Origin of the sequence: Corallococcus sp. CA047B (assembly GCF_003612065.1) — a bacterium.
In the GTDB taxonomy this organism is placed as follows: Bacteria; Myxococcota; Myxococcia; order Myxococcales; family Myxococcaceae; genus Corallococcus; species Corallococcus praedator.
Genome location: NZ_RAWD01000048.1, coordinates 18,140 through 37,013 on the forward strand (window position 1 = coordinate 18,140; position 18,874 = coordinate 37,013).

The following is an 18,874-nucleotide window of genomic DNA, read 5'->3' on the forward strand; positions in this document are numbered from 1 at the left end:
CGAACTTGAGTGGAGGACACGTGGATGGAGGCTCGGTGGAATCATCAGTGCCACGGCATGACACCCGACATCACAACCCCTTCGCGCCCGGAAGCGCGGCGCGCCCCCGTCTTCAGTCCCTGGGGATGGGGAGGCTCGCATGAAGATGCCCGAACTGCTGGAGCACCTGCCGGCGGTGGGACATCTGCTCGGCCGCAAGCCGGGCGGAAGGGAGGACGTCTTGCCCAGACGTGACCCCAGCATCACCCTGCCGGACTTTCACGCCGTGCCGCTGCCCGCCAGTGAGCGCCAGCTGGGCGATGGGCGAACCCTCATCGTGCACCACCCGTCGCCGCGCGCGCCCCGGGGGCCCGGCCTCACGGTGATGAGCTACAACATCCTCATGGGCGGCGAGCGCCAGGAGGCGCTGCTGGAGTACTTCACGCAGCTGGAGGCCCAGGACCGCATGCCGGACGTCATCGGTCTGCAGGAAGCGGGCGTGCCCATGTCGGTGCTGCTCGCGTCCCGCTTCGGCTTCCACCTCGTGTACCAGGGCAATGATGGCGACAACGGCGGGCGCCTGGTGAACGGCAAGGCGTACCTGAGCCGCCACCCCATCGTGGACGCCGCGCACTTCACCTACGTCCTCACCGACGCCGAACGCCAGGAGGCCATCCACCGCCAGGGACAGGCCGGGGAGCTGGTGGAGGACCGGGGCGTGCTGTGGATGAAGCTGGACGTGGGGGGCCACCCGCTCTACCTCTACAACCTGCACCACGCGCTGGGGGACTCGGGCATCAACGCGCGCAACCTGCACCAGCTCAACTCCCTGCTGCGCCAACGCGAGGGCGTTCCCGCCGTGGTGCTGGGCGACTTCAACGCGAACACCGCCATCAAGCGCGGCGGTTCCTGGCTGATGGCGCACCTGCATCCCCAGCAGGACAACGACACGGACACCATCGAGGAATACCGGCTGCGCTACGGCGACCTCAGCCACGTGACGGTGGGCGACCGGGGCGTGGGCAACATCGCCGACCCTCGCCTGCGCCATGAGCTGCACGTGCTGGAGGAGGAGCTGCCGGAGACGGTGTGTCACGCGACCACGGTGCGCGTGCGGCTGGCGGACCAGTCCCTCACGACGCCCCAGCACGCCCGAGCGGAGCTGGGCGCGGGCCATGTCCCGAAGGGCAGCCCCGCGTGGTTGCGCCTCCAGGACGTCGCGGACTGCGCCACGCTCACCTCGCTGCCGGACAGCCACGGCGTGGTGCACGCCACGGGCAAGCGCTTCGACAACTTCTACGCGACGCGCACGCTGACCCCCGTCCTCTTCGAGGTGGACCGCTCCACGGAGTCCTCCGACCACCAGCCGGTGGTGGCGCACTACCGCTTCAATGGGGTCGCCCCCTCGAAGCCTCCGTCCCGCTCCAGCTGACCTCCTGGGCGCGGCCCGGGAACGCATCTGGATGATTCAGTCCGGCTGGGCTGTAGTGGGAAACTGGATGCCCGTCCTACGACACGCCTTCCTGCTCAACGCTGTCCAGGAGCTTGGCCGCTCGGTGTCGGCCATCCTCCGCACCCGTGCCTCCTGGGAGGAATGCCTGGGGCTCATCCGCGAGACGTGCACGGCGTCGCTGGGCATGGAGTTCGAAACGCTCACCCGCTTCGATGCGCGCTCCGTCGTCGGCCTCTTCACCCACCCGGAGCAGGCGCGCATCCTCGCCCGACTGGTGGATGAGCGGGCCCGCCTGTTCGAGGCCCACGGCCGCTACGCGGAAGCGCTGGAGGACAGCGTCTACGCGGGGCAGTTGCTCGCGTGCTCGCGCGCCCGCTTTGGACTGCCCCGCGACGCCCGCGCCGCCGATGTGCTGGAGCGCGAGGCCGGGACGCCTTCACCGCTGGGTTGAAGGCACCGCTGGACGAAGCGCCGCGCGCCGGAGGCCGTGGCGTCAGCCGGCCTTCACCCGGAGGACGACCTTGCCCACGGCCGCGCGTGACTCCAGCTCGCGCAGCGCCTTCGCGCCGTCCTCCAGGGGGAAGACGCTGCCCACCAGGGGCTGGAGGATGCCGCGCTCGGCGAGCACCTCCAGGTCCTTCGCGATGGTGGCCGTCAGCTCCGGCCCGTGCATCAGGAAGGCGCCCCACGCCACGCCCACCACGGACACGTTGCGCAGCAGCAGCCGGTTCACCGCGACGGACGGAATCTGTCCGCCCGCGAAGCCCACCACCAAGAGCCGGCCCTCGGGCGCGAGCACCTTGAGGCTCTTGTCGAAGACGTCTCCGCCCACCACGTCCAGCACCACGTCCGCGCCCCGGCCGTCCGTGGCCTCCCGCACGCCGGCGGGCCAGTCATTCACCAGCAGCGTGACGTCCGCGCCCGCGCGCTTCGCCATCTCCGCCTTGCGCGCGTCGCCCACCACCGCCAGCACGCGCGCGCCCGCGCCCTTCGCTACCTGCACCGCCGCGGTGCCCACGCCGCCGGCCGCGCCGTGCACCACCACCGTCTCCCCGGCCTGGAGCTGTCCACGCCGGTGCAGCGCGAAGTGCGCCGTGTGGTAGTTCATCACCACGCCCGCGGCCTGCTCGAAGCTCCAGGCCTGGGGAATGGGGAACGCCAGCTCCGGCGCCACCACGCAGACCTCCGCGAAGCCGCCCAGCGTGAAGGAGAAGCCCATCACGCGGTCGCCGGCCTTCACCCGGGCCCCCGTGGGGGCCTGCCGCACCACGCCCGCCACCTCCACGCCCGGCACGAAGGGCAGCTCCGGCTTCATCTGGTACTTGCCCTGCGACAGGAGCAGGTCCGGAAAGCTGACCCCGGCCGCCACCACGTCGATGAGGACTCCGTCTCCGGCCTCCGGCTCCGGCACATCCACCAGCACCAGTCCGTCCGGCCCCGTGAGCTTCTGAACCTGCAGCGCGCGCATGTGTCGCCTCCCGAAGCGCGCAACGCTAGTTCAAGCGCGCGCGAGCAGGGGAGCCAGCAGTGCGTCGAGTGCCTCGCGCTTGAAGGGCTTGCTGATGAGGGGCAGGGTCAGCTGCTCCACGAACTCCCGGGAGCTGGGGGTGTAGGCGCCCCCGGTCATGAAGATGAGGCGCAGGGCCTGTTCGGGCGACTGTTCCTGGAGCGCGTCGTGGAACTGCCTGCCCGTCACCTCCGCCATCATCAGGTCGCACAGGATGGCGTCGTACTGCCGCCCCTCGCGGATCCACCCCAGGGCCTCCTTCGCGCTGGGGGTGTAGGTCGCCTCATGGAGGTCCATCAGCATCAGGCGGAGGGTCTTCCCGAAGGACCGTTCGTCATCCACGATGAGGATCCTCCCGCGCTGGAGGCTGGGAGCGGGCGCCGTGGGTGGGGGCGGCACGGGGGACCGCGGCGCGGCCGGCACCGCCGGAAGCCGGACGGTGAAGGTGCTGCCCTGTCCGGGGGCGCTGTCCACGGTGATGCCGCCGTTCATCTGCGACACCAGGCTGTGGCTGATGGCCAGCCCCAGCCCCAGCCCCTGGCCCAGTTGCTTGGTGGTGAAGAAGGGATCGAAGACGTGCTCCAGCACGTCCGGGGCAATGCCCACGCCCGTGTCCTGGATGTGTACGAACACGCCCTCATCGGAGGCCCGGAGCCGGACGCGGATCTCATGGCGGGAGGCCATCCCCTCTGGAATGGCCTGGGCCGCGTTCACCAACAGGTTGAGGAAGACCTGTCCCAGCCGGACGCTGTCGGCGATCACCTCCGGTACCGGCGTGTAGTCCCTCACGACGTGGGCCCGGTGGCGGATCTCCACCATGGCCATCTTCAGGGCCAGCTCCAGCACCTGCTCGACGTTGACGCTCCGGCCCGGCGGCGCGGTGGGGCGGGCGAAGGCGCCCAGGTCCTTGACGATGTCATGGATGCGCTCGGCGCCTTCCTGCGCCTGGGTGAGGGCCTCCAGCGCCTGGGTCGCTCCGGTGTGATGGCGCGCGAGGGCCAGCAGCTCCGGATCCACCGAAGGCGGCGCCGGGGCCCGCAGCGCGTGCGTGGCCAGCCCCAGGCTGCCCATCAGGAAGGCCAGGGGGTTGTTCACCTCGTGGGCGATCCCCGCCGCGAGCGTGCCGACCGCCGCCAGTCGCTCCGCCAGGCTCAGCCGCACCTGCATCTGCCGCAGCTCGGTGATGTCGATGATGGCGGTCCGGCACATGCGCTGCCGGGAGCCGCTGTCATCGAGGGGCGCGCTCACGAGGCGCACCTCGACCTGCCTCCGAGCAATCCTCAGCCGCAGCTCCGTGCTCACCGTCTCCCCGTGGATGCACTGGCGCAGGTGGCCGAAGAAGCGGCCCACGTCGGCGGAATCCACGAAGGGGGTGAAGGGCAGCCCTTGCAGGTAGGAACGGTTCTGGCCCAGCAGGCTCGCGCCGGTGAGGTTCAGGTCCTGGATGCAGCCGTTCACGTCCAGGCTCACGCACGCCATGGGCGCGAAGTCGTAGAGTTCCATGTAGCGGTTGCGGGACTCCTCCAGCGCCTGCTGGGCTTCCTGCAGCTCGCGGTTCTGCACCTCCAGCTCCAACTGGTGGCGTTGCAGCTCCCGCAGCAGGCCGCGCAACTCCTCCGGAGCGCTGGGGTTGGTTTCCAGGGCGTGCAGCGCCTGCGTGAGTTCCGCCTGCTTCTTCCCGCTCCGCCCATCCATGGACTCCCCCCACTGCGCGCAGACCCGTTGCCAGAAGGCTCAGGCCTTCCGGGTTATATCCTCGATGGAGAGCAGGATGTATTGGGTGCCCGTCGTCTCGCTGGAGAGCTGCCGGGCGTTGAGGAGCATCCGCCGGTGCCCGATGGTGTCGAAGCGGTGCTCCATCGCGAAGTCCTGCAGGTGCTTGTTCAGGGGGAGGATCTCCTCCAGCAGGTGGCGCAGCTGGGGGATGTTCCACTGGCCATTGCCGAGCGAGTAGAGCGTGTGTCCCAGGGTCTGCTCCTGGCTCACCTGGAACGTGGTGTAGAAGGCCGGGTTGGCGTTGATGACGCGCAGGCCCGCGTCCAGCACCAGGAAGGGCTCGCGCATCGTCTCCACGATGGCCGTGGCGTACTCGCGCGAGCGGCGGGATTCATCCAGGCTGGACTTGAGCCGGTCGATGTCCAGGAGCGTCATCACCGCGCCTTCAATCTTGTTGTCCAATGACTTGTAGGGGCGCAGCCGCAGCGAATACCAGTGCCCGTTGCTGTCTCGCACCTCCTGCTCGATGACGCCCAGGCGCTCGGTGACCTCCGTCACGGCGGCGTCCAGGTCCGGTAGGGGAAGGGCCAGCTTCACCTCGCGCAGGGAGCGGCCGATGTCGGAGGACGACAGCTTCAACACCTCTTCCGCCATGGGGGTGAAGCGGCGGATGCGATGGTCGTTGCCCAGCATCACGGTGGCGATATGGGTGCTGCCAATCAGGTTGCTCAGGTCGCCGTTGATCTGACTGAGCTCGAGGTTGCGGTTCTGCAGCTCCTCGTTGACGGTGATGAGCTCCTCGTTGGTGGACTGGAGCTCCTCCTTCGCGGTCTCCAGCTCCTCGTTGGTGGACTGGAGCTCCTCGTTGCTGGACTGGAGCTCCTCGGTGGCGGAGCGCAGCTCCTCGTACGTGGCCTCCTGCTCCTCCACGACCGTCTGCAGGTGCTCCTGCGTCGTGTGCAGCTCCTCGCGCAGCCGCTCCATCTCGAGGTCGCGCTCGGGACCGCTGGCGGCGCGGTCCTCGCGCACGGGGGCCGGGGTGGCTTCATGCGCCTCCTCGAAGAGCACGAGGAAGCAGTGCTCCCCGCCGGCCTGCGCCGAGCGCAGCGGGTGCACCTCCAGGTTCACCTTGCGCGGGCGGTCACCCCCGGAGAGGGTCAGCCCCTCCCTGCGCACCTGGCTGGCGCTCTTCTTCGCCTGGTGCAGGGCCGCCCTCAGCTCCAGCGCCAGCCCCTCGCGCGCCATCTTGATGAGGTTGAGGCTCGCGACCCCGGGGAGCGGTTCCAGGTAGGGCCCGGTGTGGCCGCGGAAGTGGAGGATCTCCAGGTCCTCGTTGACGATGACGCCCGGGGGCCCGTAGCGGGCGAGCACCAGACGGTCCGCTTCCTGCTGCGCATCCAGGTCCGTCACACCCGACGTCAGCTTTCGCCGCGAGCTGGAGGGCCGCTCCGTCATGGACTCCCGATAGGTGAAGGTGAGGTTCGGCTGCGGTGAGGCGTTCTTCTTCCGGTAGAGCTTGTTGCGCTTGTCCACCAGGGCGAACAGGTCCGCGGACGCGCCCACCGTCTCCGACGTGCCCAGCATCAGGAAGCCCCCGGGGCGCAGGCCATAGTGGAAGACGGGCAGGACCTTCTTCTGGAGCACCGGCCCCAGGTAGATGAGGACGTTGCGGCAGATGATGAGGTCCATCCGCGAAAAGGGTGGATCGCTCACCAGGTTCTGCTGCGCGAAGATGCATACGTTGCGCAGCGACTTGTGGATCTGGTAGCCGCCCTCCGTCCTCACGAAGAAGCGGCGGAGGCGCTCGGGCGAAAGTCCCGACACGCTGGACTCCGGATAGACGGCGGCGCGCGCCTGCTCGATGGCGGTCCCGCTCACGTCCGTCGCGAAGACCTGGATGGGCGTGGCCGTCGCCGCCGTGCCCAGGTACTCCATCAGGCATATGACGAGCGAGTACACCTCCTCGCCCGTGGAGCAGCCGGGGATCCAGACGCGGAAGGGTTGGTGGGCAGGGCGGCCCTGGAAGAGTTCCGGGAAGACCTTCTGCTGGAGGGCTTCGAAGCTGGCGGGGTCGCGGAAGAAGCTGGTGACGTGGATGAGCAGGTCCTGGTGGAGCAGCTCCAGCTCTTCCGGACGTTCCTCCAGGTGGCGGATGTAGGCGGCCAGGTCCTCCACCTTGCACAGCTGCATCCGCCGCTCCAGCCGCCGGTGGATGGTGCTGGGCTTGTAGTGCGTGAAGTCCACGCCCGTGGTCTCCCGCAGCAACTGGAAGACCCGCTGCAGGCCCTCCTGGGGGAGAACGCGGGCGGACACCGCCCCTGGCGCCCGGGCATGGGTGGGAAGCAACTCCAGGTTGGCCAACTGGGCCAGGGTGATCGCGATGCCCTCCGGCGGAAGGACGTGATCCACGAAGCCCGCCGCGATGGCGCTCCGGGGCATGCCGTCGAAGTGGGCGGACGTCGGCTCCTGGACCAGGGTGGCGCCGCCCGCCTCGTGCACGGCCTGCAATCCCCGGGTGCCGTCGGAGCCCGTGCCGGAGAGGACCACGCCGATGGCCCGGCCCGGGACCTGCTCCGACAGGGACGTGAGGAAGTCGTCGATGAGCCGCAACCCCTGCGCGGACGACGCCGGAGGACCCAGCCGCAGCGACCCGTGCTCGAGCGTCAGGCTGACCCCCGGTGGGTTCACGTAGATGTGATCCGGCGTGAGCGTGAGGCCGTCGGTGGCCTCCAGCACGGGCATGTCCGTCGCCCGGCCCAACAGAATCTGGAGGCTGCTCTCGTGCTGCGGCGACAGGTGCTGCACCAGCACGAACGCCATGCCCGTGCGCGGGGGCAGGTGCTCCAGCAGGGTCAGGAACGCGGGCAGTCCGCCCGCGGAAGCGCCAATCCCCACCACGGGGAAGCGCTCCGGGAACGTCTTCGCGCCCGCGCCCGCCTCCTGTGAGGGGGACGGCGGGGCGGACGGGGGCTGCTTCTTCACGGGAATCCCTTCGGCACCCGTCGCGCGGCGGCACGCCGGCGGGGCACCTTGCTTCCCTGATAGCCCAGTGCGCCCCCTGCCGCTGGCCCGTCTGCTCGCCCTTGCGCCAACAGGCGGTGATGTAGGACCCACCCGGGTCGGGAATAAATGAGACGGCAAATTCTCCCCGGCGTTCACTTAATGCACGCTTCCACCGACAGGTGCTTCAAACGCGAAGTTTCAGCGTAGTCAGTTTTGAAGCATTGCTCGTTTTCCCCCGGTCGGCGTGGGTTCCTCCGTATTTTCAAGCAGTTGCGAGAACTCTCAATTCCTGAGAAGTGGCGTATCCGTAAAATTCTCGCCTGTACTTGAAATGCGCGCCTCTCATGTGACACTGTCGTTTCTAATCTTTCCACTTAGCAGGAGGATTACATGTACGAGAAGCGAGTACGCGGCGCCCTGGGTGCCGCAGCCCTGTCCCTGATGGTTGGCGCCTGCACCGAAGGCGCTCCTGCCGCGAACACGGAGGACTCCAACCTCCAGAAGGCGTCCGCCAATCTGTCGGCCGGTCAGCACGTGGTTGCTGCCGACGCGGATGCGATCCCCACCTTCGTCACCGGTTCCTTTGGTTCCGTTCCCGCGCCGTCGGCCATCCAGGGCATCGCTGCTCCCCAGCAGCTGGCCCCGGTGCTCGCGGGCGTGGCGCCGATGTTCCGCCTGGACCCGAACGACCTGTTCCTGAAGAAGGCCTACGTCGGCTTCGACGGTGACACGCACTTCCGTTACGGCGTGACCCACAACGGCATCCTGGTGCGCGACGCGGAAGTGCGTCTGCACGCCCGCAACGGCACCGTGTTCGCGGTGAACACGAACGCCCGTGGCGACCTGAAGGGCGAGGCGAAGGCCACCATCGCCGCCGACGCGGCCATCGCCGCGGCGACGGGCGACCGCAGCGCTCCCGAGCGCGCGTCCACCGAGGGCGAGCCCCAGCTCGTCTACCACCGCTCCGGCAACGAGCTGGTCCTGACGTATGAAGTTCGCGTCAAGGGCGAGCTGAAGGACACGACGCCGGTCGACAACACGGTGCTGGTGAACGCGAAGACGGGCGAGGTGTTCGAGATCCGCCCGAACATCCACTCGGCCATCAACCGCCAGGTGTGGGACCTGCAGCACCGCACGTCGCTGCCCACGGCCGTCCGTGCGCGCTTCGAGGGTGATGCGGCCCACGCCGACGTCGTGGTCAACAACAACTACGGCCACCTGGGCACCGTCTACAACTGCTACAGCGAGCTGTTCGGCCGCGACTCGTACAACAACGCGGGCGCGCTCCTGAAGAGCTACGTCCACTACAGCAACAACTACGTCAACGCCTACTGGGACGGTACCCAGATGGTGTACGGCGATGGCGACGGCGTGAACGCCTCCAACCTGGCGAACTCGCTGGACGTGACGGCGCACGAGCTGACGCACGCGGTGACCTCGTCCGAGTCCAACCTCACCTACTCCGGTGAGTCCGGTGGCCTCAACGAGTCGCTCTCCGACATCTTCGGCGCGGTGTGCGAGTGGTACGGCAAGGGCAAGGTCATCGACGCGGGCACCTGGATCGTCGGCGACGACGTCTGGACGCCGAGCATCCCGGGTGACGGCCTGCGCTACATGGACAGCCCCACGCTGGACGGTGACTCGCTCGACTACTACCCGGACTACTCCTCCGGCGTGGACGTGCACTACAGCTCGGGTATCTCCAACCTGGCGTTCTACCTGATGTCCCAGGGTGGCACGCACCCGCGCGCCAAGACGACCCAGGTCGTGACGGGCATCGGCTTCGAGAAGGCCGCCAAGGTCTTCTACAAGATCAACGTGGACCTCCTGGTGGCGTCGTCCAACTTCGAGGCGGCGAAGACCGCGTCGGAGCAGGCCGCGACCCAGCTGGGCTTCACCGCGGCGGAAGTCACCCAGGTCGGCAACGCCTGGAAGGCCGTCGGCGTCGGCGTCCCGGTTCCTCCCCCGGTCACCACCCCGATCGAGAAGGGCACGACCGTCACGGGCATCAACGGCTCGTCCGGAAGCAAGCAGTACTACTCCATCACCATCCCCGAGGGCGCCACGGACGTGACGTTCACGATGGCCGGTGGCACGGGTGACGCGGACCTCTACGTCCGTCGCGCCAACGCCCCCACGGACTCGCTGTACGACTGCCGTCCGTACAAGTCCGGCAACGCGGAGACCTGCACCTTCGCGACCTCCGGCACGGAAGCCATCTGGTACGTGATGATCAAGGGCTTCACCAGCTACACGGGCACCACGCTGAACGTCACCTGGAAGGGTGGCTTCGAGAAGATCGGCAACGAGTTCGTCGTCGAGAACCTCGCGGGCGTCGAGGGCTCCAGCCGCACCTACATCATCGACATGCCCGAGTTCAAGGTGGACTCCGGCATCAACACGCTGTCCATCGCGCTGGGCGAGGGCGAGGGCAACGCGGACGTCTACGTGCAGTACGGCGCGGCCCCCACGTTCACCTCCTACATCGCTCGCGGTGTGAAGGAGAGCGCGACGGAAGGCATCGTGCTGCGCAACCGTCCTGCCGGTCGCTACTACATCACGATCGTCGGCGTGCCGAGCCTGGTGGACACCACCGTGAACGGCTACATCAAGACCACGTTCGCGGCGTCCTACAAGACCCTGTAGTTCGCACGGAAGGGGGTGCGGCTTGATGCCGCGCCCCTCTCCTCAAGACCCCGGTTCCCGCATCCATGGCGGGACCCGGGGTTCTTTTTTCCCTGTGCCGCCCGTCTCCGCTGGAGTCAGTGCGCCGTGCGCGCCGGACTCGTGGAGGCAAGCCGCATGGGCTGGGCGCGGCCGTAGGTGAGCGAGCGCCACAGCCACTCCGCCGGGCCGAAGCGGAAGCGCGAAAGCCACAGGTGCGCGAGCCCCACCTGCACCGCGAAGACGCCCAGCGACAAGAGCACGCTGCGCGACATGGGCAGGTGCCCCACGAGCCCCAGGCCCCAGCCGTCGTACAGCCACACGCTCACCAGCGACTGCATCAGGTACAGCGACAGCGCCATGCGGCCCGCGGGCGCGAGCACGCCCAGCACCCTCCTGCCGCGCTCCTTCTGGAAGAGCAGCGCGAAGGCCGCCGCGTAGCCCACGCCCATGAACAGGTAGCCCACCTCCCGCAGGGTGCGCATCCCCACCATCCACGCCGGGGGACTGACGGGCATGGTCATGCCCCGCTGCCGCAGGTTGAGCACCAGCGCCAGGGTGGCCACGGCGGTGCCGACCCCCAATCCCCAGAAGAGGATCCGCCGGAGCAGCTTGCGGTGGCGCTCCACGTCCTCCATCAGTCGCTTGCGTCCGGCCCACAGGCCCAGCAGGAAGCGGCCCAGGATGATGCACATCCACAGCGGGCGGCCGGGGGTGGCCAGGTTCTGCCAGGCGAAGCGCGCGTTGGCCCGCTGGGACGTCACCACCGAGTCGCTGGACAGGCCCGCGAGGAGCGCCGTGCGGCGCGCCGCGTCCTCGTCCCGGGTGGCCTTCGCGGCGAGGGCCGCCGCTTCCTTCCCGTGAAGGAGCTCCGGCCCGTAGCGCTGGGCGACGGAGATGAGGAGCGGCAGCACGACGAAGAGCACCGCCACCCAGGTGAGCACCGTCCTGTCCTCGCGCTGGCGGAACAAGAGCAGCACGAAGCCCACCAGCGCGTAGGTGGAGAGGATGTCGCCCACCCACAGCGCGAACATGTGCGTGAGGCCAATGAGGAGCAGCACCCCCAGCCGCCGCCGGTACACCGGCACGACGGACGCCCCCCGGGCCTCCGCGCGCGACATCTGCAGCGAGAAGCCCAGCCCGAAGAGCAGTGAGAAGAGGGTGACGAACTTCTGGTCGATGAAGAAGGCGTAGAGCGCGCTGACCACCGTCTCCAGCGGCGGTGCGTTCAGCGCCTGCGCCTGTTCGCGCGACAGCAGCGCACGGCCGCTGAACCAGGTGACGCTGTTGGAGATGAAGACGCCGCACAGCGCGAAGCCGCGCAGGGCGTCCAGCAGGTGCACGCGCTCGGAGATGTCGACGGGACCGGCGGAGGAGGGTTCGGGCATGGCGTGAACTACACGCCCGCCTCCTCGACACCGTCAAACGCACCCGGGGGCTTGCCCGGATGCGGCGCGGCGCTTGCCGCGGTGCTTCCCTGCGTCAGGCGGATTTCTCCGGGCCGGGCAGAACCTCGCGCAGGCAGCGCTCCAGTCCGCCCCGGTGGCGCCACTGCTGGGGGTAGCCCAGGGAGACCTCCTCGAAGCGCACGCCGTCGCGCCACAGCGTGGCCGGCATGTGCAGGTGTCCCGTCACCACCACCTCCGCGCGGTAGCGGGTGTGCCAGTCCTCGGTGAGGCGCGTGCCGCACCAGATGGAGAAGCGCGGGATGCGCGGCAGCCGCACGTGCTCATACCGCAGCGGGTAATGGTTGATGAGGATGGTGGAGGCGCCCGGCGGAATCCGCTCCAGCCGCGCGCGCGTGCGCTCCACGCGCGCGTGACACCAGGCCTGACGGGTGGGGTAGGGCTCCGGGTGCAGGAGCACCTCGTCCGTGCACATCAGGTCGTCCTCCCACGCCCACTCCAGCGCCTTCTCCACCGGCACGGTGTCCGGGCGGAAGGTGTAGTCGTAGCCCAGGAACATGGGGACGACGACGCGGTGCGGACCCTCGCCGGGCCAGCGCGGGTAGGGGTCCTCTGGCGTGAGCGCGCCGTAGCGGTGGCACAGGTCCACCATGCGCAGGTAGCGGGCCTCACCGCGCAGGGGCGGTTGTTCCGACGGCATGGACCACAGCTCGTGGTTGCCCGGCACCCAGACGACCTGACGGAAGCGCGCGGTGAGCGTGCGCAGCATCAGGTCCATGTCCGCGAGCGTTTCGCCCACGTCCCCGCCGACGATGAGCCAGTCGTCCGGACGTGGCGCGAGCGCGGCCAGGGCCTGGTGGTTTTCGGCGTGACGCAGGTGCAGGTCGCTGATGGCGTAGAGCTTCATGGCGCGTGGGAGCCAGTACCTTAACGCGCATGCCCCCGCGCGGCACGGGAACGCTCAGGCGGGCGGCTTCAGGGCTGCTTCAGCTCAGGGAGGCGAGCAGCTCCAGCACCTGCTGCGGCGGGGCGGCGCGGTCCATCCAGGTGATGCCCCGGCCCTCCAGCGCGGGCGTGGGCGGGTGCGAGGTGTGCAGCGCGCAGGCGGTGCCCGGAAGGCGCTCGCGCACGCCCGCGAGCAGACACAGCCCGTCGCCATCCGGCAGCCCGTAGCCGCTCACCACCACGGACGGCTTCGCTTCGTGCATGAGCCGCACCGCTTCGCGCACGTCCAGGGCGAAGCGCTTGAGGCCCGGGAGATTCCTCACCAACCGCCGCAGGGCCGCGAGCGCGCGCGGATCCGCGTCGACGAAGAGGAAGCTGGGGACGGGATGGGAGTGCGTGCGCATGAAGGCCACCAGGTGGTGAAGACAGGCGTAACGCAAGAGGTTGTGTCGCGACAAGCCTACCCCGGAAGTTCTTGGAAGCCAACCTCTCAAGTCATATCGACATGGGCGAACCCGGTAGGTTAACGACCCCATGGAAAAGACCCTCGCATCCCGGCTCGGAGGTGCGGCCCGCGTCGCCCGCACCCGCCTGAACCTGACCCAGGCGGACGTGGCGGAGCGCATCGGCATCGCGAGTGAAGTCTATGGGCGGCTGGAGCGTGGCCACATGCTGCCCAGCATCCAGACCTTCCGGCGGTTGTGCGTGGTGCTGTCCATTTCCGCGGACGAAGCACTGGGCCTCAAGCCGTCGCAGGACGTGAAGTGGGCGGCGGAGCCACCGTCCGACTACGGCGAGTCCGCGGAGCTGCGCCGGTTGCTTCGCCGCGCGAAGCAGCTGGACCGGGGCTCCATCCGGATCCTCAGCGTGCTGGCCTCGCAGTTCAAACCCCGGGGCTGATGCGCCGGGGAGCGCGCGTGGCGTCCTTCAGGAGGGCGCCGCGTCGTCCCAGCGCGCCAGCCGCTCCCGCAGCTTCCGGACGGAAGGAAAGCCGTTGAAGAGCACCACCTGCGGGTGCTCCTCCAGCACCTGCCGCTCCGCCGCCTCCTTCGCCAGCGCGCGGTCCACGCCCAGCAGCAGCCCCGTGTCCGGGCGCGCGCGCAGCTCCGACAGCCGCCGTGACAGCGGTCCCGCGTGCCACGGGTGGAACAGCTCCAGCGCGACTTCATGGCCCGTCTTCCGGTGGCGGAAGGTGAGGTCGGGCACGCACAGGCCCGCGGCGCCGGTGTGACGGGGCCGGGGGGTGAGGTCCAGCTCCCAGGCCGCGTCCTCGAAGCCTTCCGACAGCGCGGCGACTTCTGGCGGCACGTGGCCCAGCGCGGCGGGGAGGGGCGACACGAGCGGATCCTCGTGGCTCAGCTGGAGCGTGGACTTCTTGCGCGCGTCCTCCAGCACGGCGGACAGCTCCCAGCGCTCCAGGAGGGGCACCACCGAGAGGAAGCTCGCGAGCTGCAGGCCGTACTTCTTCTGGAGGGACAGCATGGCGCCGGGGCCTTCCACCTCCAGCGACCAGTCCTCGCCGTCGCGTCGCACCTCCGCGACCAGCCGGCAGAACTTCAGCCAGCGCAGCAGCTTGCGCACGCGCAGCAGCTCCGGCGCCCGCGCGCGCAGGGTGAGGCGGCGGGCATTGAGGAGCGGCCCCTGCGCGAGCGCGAGGTTGTAGCGATCCAACAGGCCCTGGGGCGTGAGGGCGTCGCCGTCCCAGCCGAGCAGCTTCCGGTTGCCGGGCAGGTCCGTGTACAGCGCCTCGCGGGTGTCCGTGAGCGGAGCGTCCAGGGCCGCCGAGAGGCGCGCTTCGTACGCCTCCAGCGTGGTGTCGGGAGGAAGGGTCCGCAGCACCTTCGCGCCCACGAGCAGCGTGCGCCAGCGCGCTTCCTGCGCGCCCTCGCCGGCCTCGTCGAAGAGGAGCCGGTCCATCAGCAGCTTCACCAGGCCACGCGCCACCTTGGGACGGCTGAATGCGCCGGCCTTGAGGGCGAAGGACTCCTCCACGTCGTCGCGGGCCTGACCCCGGAAGGACTCCGCGTCCGCGAGCAGCTCCTTCGCGAGCGCCTGCAGGGACGGGTCATGCGTCTTGACGAAGGACGGGCGCAGGATGCCTTCGCGCACGCGGGAGGCGAGCAGTTCACGCGTCAGCATCCGGTGGACCCTCCTGGTAGGCGCGGTGCTGGCGCCGGCGCTCGCTGATGCCACTCTCCGCGGTCTGCGCGGAGCACACCTCGTACAGAATCGCGCGCTTGTCGGGACGCTTTCGCAGGATGCGGCCCAGGCGCTGCACGTGTTCGCGCACGCTGCCGCTGCCGCTGAGCACCACGCCCACGCGCGCCTCGGGTACGTCCACGCCTTCGTTGAGCACTCGCGAGGTGAGCAGCACGGGCAGCTCCGCGCTGGCGAACGCGGCCAGCAGCGCCTTGCGCTCCGGCAGCGGCGTGTGGTGCGTGAGCGCGGGCAGGAGCAGCCTGCGGGCCAGCGTGTACACGGTCTCGTTGTCGTCGGTGAAGACGATGACGCGGTCCTCGCGGTGCTCCAGCAGGATGCGCCAGAGCGCGTCCAGCTTGCCGCTGGAGGTGAGCGCGATGCGGCGCTGTTCCCGGTAGCCCCGGTAGGCCGCGCGGCCCTCGTCGCTGCGCTGGCTCTGCGCGAGGAAGCGGGCCCAGCCCTCCGGTGACGCCAGCGGCACGCCCAGCCTGCGCACGAAGGTGAGGTATCTGCCGCGCGCCTCGTCGTAGCGCGTCTTCTCGTCGGGCGTCAGCGGCACCTCGACGCGGCGGACCTCGTACGGCGCCAGGTACTGACCCTGGAGCTCCTCGATGCCGGTGCGGTGCACCAGCGGGCCCAGCAGCTCCTCGCACACGCGCTCGCCCCCGTCGGCGCGCGCGAGCGTCGCGGTGAGCCCCAGGCGGTAGGGCGCGAGGGTGCCTTCGGCGATGAAGCGGTAGCTGGGCGCGGGCAGGTGGTGGCACTCGTCGCAGATGAGCAGGCCGAAGCGGTTGCCCGTGAACTCCATCTGCATCGCGGCGGAGTCGTACGTCGTCACCGTGAGCGCCTGCCGGTCGTTGACGCCGCCGCCCACCATGCCCACGGGGCCGGGGAAGTACTTCGCCAGCACGCCCTGCCACTGCGCCATCAGGTCCAGCGTGGGCACCACCACCAGCGTGGGCCGCTTCACCCACGCGATGGCCAGCACCGCGAGCAGCGTCTTGCCCGCGCCGGTGGGCAGCTCCACGAGCCCGCGGCCTCCCGCGCGCGTCCACGCGTCCAACGCCGCGCGCTGGTGCGGGAACGGTTCGATGGGAACGGTGAGGGGCAGCTCCACCGGCTCGAAGCGCTTCGCCCGGTCCTCGTAGGGCAGCCCGCATTCGCGCAGGCGCATGACGACATCGCGGTAGTGGCGCGCCGGGGCGCGGAAGACGCCCGTGCGCGCATCCTTCTGGAAGAGCTCCAGCAGGCGCGCGTCCTCGGGCAGCGTCGGCGCCACCAGCGTGCCGCTGTCGTAGTGCAGCTCGATGAGGGGGGCGGGCAGGGGCTCGATGACGGGCTCGCGTGCGGGAACCAACGTGGGAGGGAACATCCGCGAGAAGGGAAGTAGCGGGTGGGACGGCGCTCCGCCACTGTGGCCAACTTGTCTGGAAGAAGCCACGGGCGCGGACGATTGACTGCCTGGAGGCACGGCGTGCCTTCGGAGCGCGGGTCGGGTTGCTTTGGAGGCCCCCCGGGCGTTACCTGCACCATGCTCATGCCCAGGTCTTGCACCGTCGCTGCTCGCCGTGCCCCGCTCGCCGGGTGGATCCACGCGTCCTTCCTGGCGTGGACCTCCTGATGCGGGTCCTCGTCGTCAGCCCGCATCTGGCGTCGCGCACGCTCTTGAGACGCTTCCTGGACGCGGAGCCGGACGTGGAGGTGACCGCCACGGGAGAGCCGGACGACGCCTTCGCCTCCATCGCGGAGAACAAGCCGGCCCTGGTGGTGGTGGACCTGCGCCGCCCGGACGAGGACCACCCGTTGTTCCTGGGCCTCCTGCGCAAGCGCCACCCGTCGCTGCCGGTCATCTCGCTGGTGCCCGGCCGGCTGCGCATCTTCGACGGCCGCTCCGAGCGCGTGCGGGAAGCGCACGGCGACACCGCGGAGGCGCTGCACCACCTGATGGGCTCGCTGCTCCAGGCCGTGAGGGATCTGCTGGCCCAGCACCTGCTGCGCATGTTGCGTCCGCCGGTGGGCCGCGCCTGACGCGCGTCCGCGCCTGACTACAACCGCAGGCGGTAGCCCACCGCCGCCAGCACCCCGCCGGTGTTCACATCCCCGGTGGTGAGGAAGTTCACGGGGGCGAAGTGGTAGTGCGCCTCCAGGAACGCGCCCCCGGGACCCAGCGGAAGCTCCGCGCCCGCGAGCGCCTGGAAGCCGAGCCCACCGCCGCTCTCCGACGCGGTGCTGTCGAACACCTCCACCGTCGCGCGGTGCAGGTACAGGCCCGGGCCCGCGCCCACGTAGGGCGTGAGCGGTCCCAGCCCCCGGGGAAAGCGGAACACGGCGGACAGCTGGAGGGCGACCTCGCGCTCGGCGAGCGTGTAGGGGCGCTCCACGGCCTGGCCCAGGTTGTCCAGTTGGGGCCCGCGCATCGTCCCCGACGTGGAGGGCCGGTGGTAGTTCACCTCCAGCACCACCGCGAGGCGCCGCTGGAGCAGGGGCGTGAGATAGCCCACCTCGCCCGCCAGATAGAGGTCGCCGTCCAGCGACGTGGTGGTCTTGATGAAGCCCACCTTGGGCGCGATGAAGAGGGGGCCTTCCTTGTCCTTGGGGGACGGGGACGGTGCGGCGGCCAGCGCCGCGAACGCGAGCAGGGCGAAGGCGTTCATGGGGTGGGGGCGTCGTTGAGGAGGGAGGCGGAGACGGTGAAGCCCGCGGACTCGGGCACCAGGCCCACCGCGCCGCTGGGGTCCACCACGATGAGCGCGTACGGGCCGCCGGGCACGATGCCTCCGTGGCACCGCGGATCCGTGATGGGCGGCGGATCAAAGCCCGCGCAGGTGGGCACGGTGGCGGTGAGCTGGGATTCGGACAGGACCGTCACTTCGCGCAGGGGGATGTTCACGCGCTGGGTGGGGTCCGTCTTCACGGGCGCGACCAGGTACACGTCCTGGATGCCGGGGGAGAACGGGCGCTGGTCCCCGGACCGGGTGTTGTCGAGGGTGATGGCCGTGTCGCTGCTGCCGGGGCCGCTCCGGGGTGACAGCGCGAGGAGTCCCAGCTTCGGATAGGCGACGGTGAGCGCCTGGGGCCGGCTGACGGCGCAGCCCTCGGGGTTGGTGAGGACCAGGTCGTAGGTGCCCTCGGGCGTCGCGGGAGGGACCTCGGTTTCGATGCGCGTGTCGGAGACGACGGTGATGCTGAAGAGCGGCTGGTCCTCTTCGCCCTCGCGGTGCAGGGTGATGAGGGGCAATGCGTCCGAGCGGAAACCACTGCCTTCAATGACGAGGGGACTGCCGCCACCGTAGGAGAAGCCCTGGGGCGCGGTGATGCTCGTGAGCGTGGGCGCGGGTACGACGCGCAGGCCGTCCTCGAGTTCGGAGGTCCCGCCCAGGGGGTTCGTCACGGCGACGGTATAGGCGCCGGGCGCGAGCTGGCTCGAAGGGGTGCTGTCGCGGCTGGGCAGGTCCATCCGCATCAGCTCCGAGCGCGCGAAGAAGAGGTGGTCGGCGGGGAGCGTGTAGTCGCTCGGACCGCTCAGGGTCACCTGGGGCAGCTCCACGGAGGGCGTGTCGGTGAGCGCGTCACGGGGAAGGGGGTTGAAGCCCGTGCCCACGATCTCCAGACGCCATCCGCGTTCACCGCCACCCGCGTTGCAGACGCGCGCGGGGGTGATGAGCCGCTGGAGCGGATTGATGAGGCCCTCGAGCTTCGGGGTGGGCCCTTCAGCGGATTCGGAGCAGGCGACCAGGCTGAGCAGTGTGACGACGACCGGAAGGCGCACGGGTTCCTCCATCATCCCGTCAACAAGGCTGTCACACGTTAGGCCGGGGCCCTGGAGGGTCAGGAGTTTTTTCCGGCTCTGGGCTCACAGCGCCCCTGGTCCGGCAGGGCATTGGGACTCAAGTGGCTGAAGTTCCAGGGGAATATCCCGTGGAAGGGCGTCGGCACGGCGAATGCTAAGGCTCCAGGCAGCAGGGACGGGCAGCACGGCGGGGGGGACGGGCAGCACGGTGG

General features: G+C 69.7%; 15 protein-coding genes. 5 read left to right on the forward strand and 10 right to left on the reverse strand.

From position 1 onward, the window contains the following. Positions 1–139 precede the first annotated feature (139 nt). Both D7X74_RS10900 and D7X74_RS10905 read left to right on the forward strand, forming a co-directional pair. Entirely contained in the window at positions 140–1,411 is a 1,272-nt protein-coding gene (locus D7X74_RS10900) for an endonuclease/exonuclease/phosphatase family protein (protein ID WP_120532865.1), read from the forward strand. A gap of 67 nt (positions 1,412–1,478) precedes the next feature. Beyond that, positions 1,479–1,883, forward strand: a complete 405-nt coding sequence (locus tag D7X74_RS10905) for a hypothetical protein (RefSeq protein WP_120532866.1) — start codon at positions 1,479–1,481, stop codon at positions 1,881–1,883. 42 nt (positions 1,884–1,925) lie between these two features. Here the strand turns inward: D7X74_RS10905 and D7X74_RS10910 are convergent, their stop codons facing one another. The 3 genes from D7X74_RS10910 to D7X74_RS10920 are packed head-to-tail and all read right to left on the reverse strand — an operon-like array spanning position 1,926 to position 7,637. Beyond that, positions 1,926–2,900, reverse strand: a complete 975-nt coding sequence (locus D7X74_RS10910) for an NADPH:quinone oxidoreductase family protein (RefSeq protein ID WP_120532867.1) — start codon at positions 2,898–2,900, stop codon at positions 1,926–1,928. A 30-nt stretch (positions 2,901–2,930) separates the two neighbouring features. Further along, on the reverse strand, positions 2,931–4,634 hold the full coding sequence (locus D7X74_RS10915; RefSeq protein ID WP_120532868.1) for an ATP-binding protein: 1,704 nt from the start codon (positions 4,632–4,634) through the stop codon (positions 2,931–2,933). Positions 4,635–4,673: 39 nt separating this feature from the next. Continuing rightward, complete coding sequence (locus D7X74_RS10920; protein ID WP_158622211.1) at positions 4,674–7,637, reverse strand: chemotaxis protein CheB; 2,964 nt, start codon at positions 7,635–7,637, stop codon at positions 4,674–4,676. Between the two features lie 411 nt (positions 7,638–8,048). Between D7X74_RS10920 and D7X74_RS10925 the strand changes: the two genes are divergently transcribed. After that, on the forward strand, positions 8,049–10,304 hold the full coding sequence (locus tag D7X74_RS10925) for a M4 family metallopeptidase (RefSeq protein ID WP_120532870.1): 2,256 nt from the start codon (positions 8,049–8,051) through the stop codon (positions 10,302–10,304). A 116-nt stretch (positions 10,305–10,420) separates the two neighbouring features. On the opposite strand, the gene D7X74_RS10930 is transcribed toward D7X74_RS10925, so the two are convergent. The 3 genes from D7X74_RS10930 to D7X74_RS10940 all read right to left on the reverse strand — a co-directional run bounded on the left by D7X74_RS10930 (position 10,421) and on the right by D7X74_RS10940 (position 13,077). Further along, entirely contained in the window at positions 10,421–11,710 is a 1,290-nt protein-coding gene (locus D7X74_RS10930) for a DUF418 domain-containing protein (RefSeq protein WP_120532871.1), read from the reverse strand. Positions 11,711–11,804: 94 nt separating this feature from the next. Further along, positions 11,805–12,635 (reverse strand): metallophosphoesterase, encoded by an 831-nt coding sequence (locus tag D7X74_RS10935; protein WP_120532872.1) that lies wholly within the window; start codon positions 12,633–12,635, stop codon positions 11,805–11,807. Between the two features lie 79 nt (positions 12,636–12,714). Beyond that, a complete protein-coding gene (locus D7X74_RS10940) occupies positions 12,715–13,077 on the reverse strand; it encodes a response regulator (RefSeq protein WP_120532880.1) in 363 nt (120 codons plus the stop codon). Positions 13,078–13,207: 130 nt separating this feature from the next. Between D7X74_RS10940 and D7X74_RS10945 the strand changes: the two genes are divergently transcribed. After that, positions 13,208–13,573, forward strand: coding sequence for a helix-turn-helix transcriptional regulator (locus tag D7X74_RS10945; protein ID WP_120532873.1), 366 nt, complete (start codon positions 13,208–13,210; stop codon positions 13,571–13,573). 27 nt (positions 13,574–13,600) lie between these two features. On the opposite strand, the gene D7X74_RS10950 is transcribed toward D7X74_RS10945, so the two are convergent. Then, positions 13,601–14,812: a DUF790 family protein gene (locus D7X74_RS10950; protein WP_120532874.1), complete on the reverse strand. Its 1,212-nt coding sequence runs from the start codon at positions 14,810–14,812 to the stop codon at positions 13,601–13,603. Further along, the gene (locus D7X74_RS10955) at positions 14,799–16,196 is read right to left on the reverse strand and encodes a DEAD/DEAH box helicase family protein (RefSeq protein ID WP_120532881.1); all 1,398 of its coding nucleotides are present in this window, start codon (positions 16,194–16,196) and stop codon (positions 14,799–14,801) included. The genes D7X74_RS10950 and D7X74_RS10955 overlap by 14 nt, the downstream gene beginning before the upstream one ends. A 293-nt stretch (positions 16,197–16,489) precedes the next feature. Between D7X74_RS10955 and D7X74_RS10960 the strand changes: the two genes are divergently transcribed. Continuing rightward, positions 16,490–16,900: a response regulator transcription factor gene (locus D7X74_RS10960; protein ID WP_120532882.1), complete on the forward strand. Its 411-nt coding sequence runs from the start codon at positions 16,490–16,492 to the stop codon at positions 16,898–16,900. 17 nt (positions 16,901–16,917) lie between these two features. Here the strand turns inward: D7X74_RS10960 and D7X74_RS10965 are convergent, their stop codons facing one another. Together D7X74_RS10965 and D7X74_RS10970 are read right to left on the reverse strand one after the other, a co-directional pair. Next, the gene (locus D7X74_RS10965; RefSeq protein ID WP_120532875.1) at positions 16,918–17,526 is read right to left on the reverse strand and encodes an outer membrane beta-barrel protein; all 609 of its coding nucleotides are present in this window, start codon (positions 17,524–17,526) and stop codon (positions 16,918–16,920) included. Beyond that, positions 17,523–18,641, reverse strand: a complete 1,119-nt coding sequence (locus tag D7X74_RS10970; RefSeq protein ID WP_158622212.1) for an IPT/TIG domain-containing protein — start codon at positions 18,639–18,641, stop codon at positions 17,523–17,525. Before D7X74_RS10970 ends, D7X74_RS10965 begins: the two co-directional genes overlap by 4 nt. Positions 18,642–18,874 lie beyond the last annotated feature (233 nt).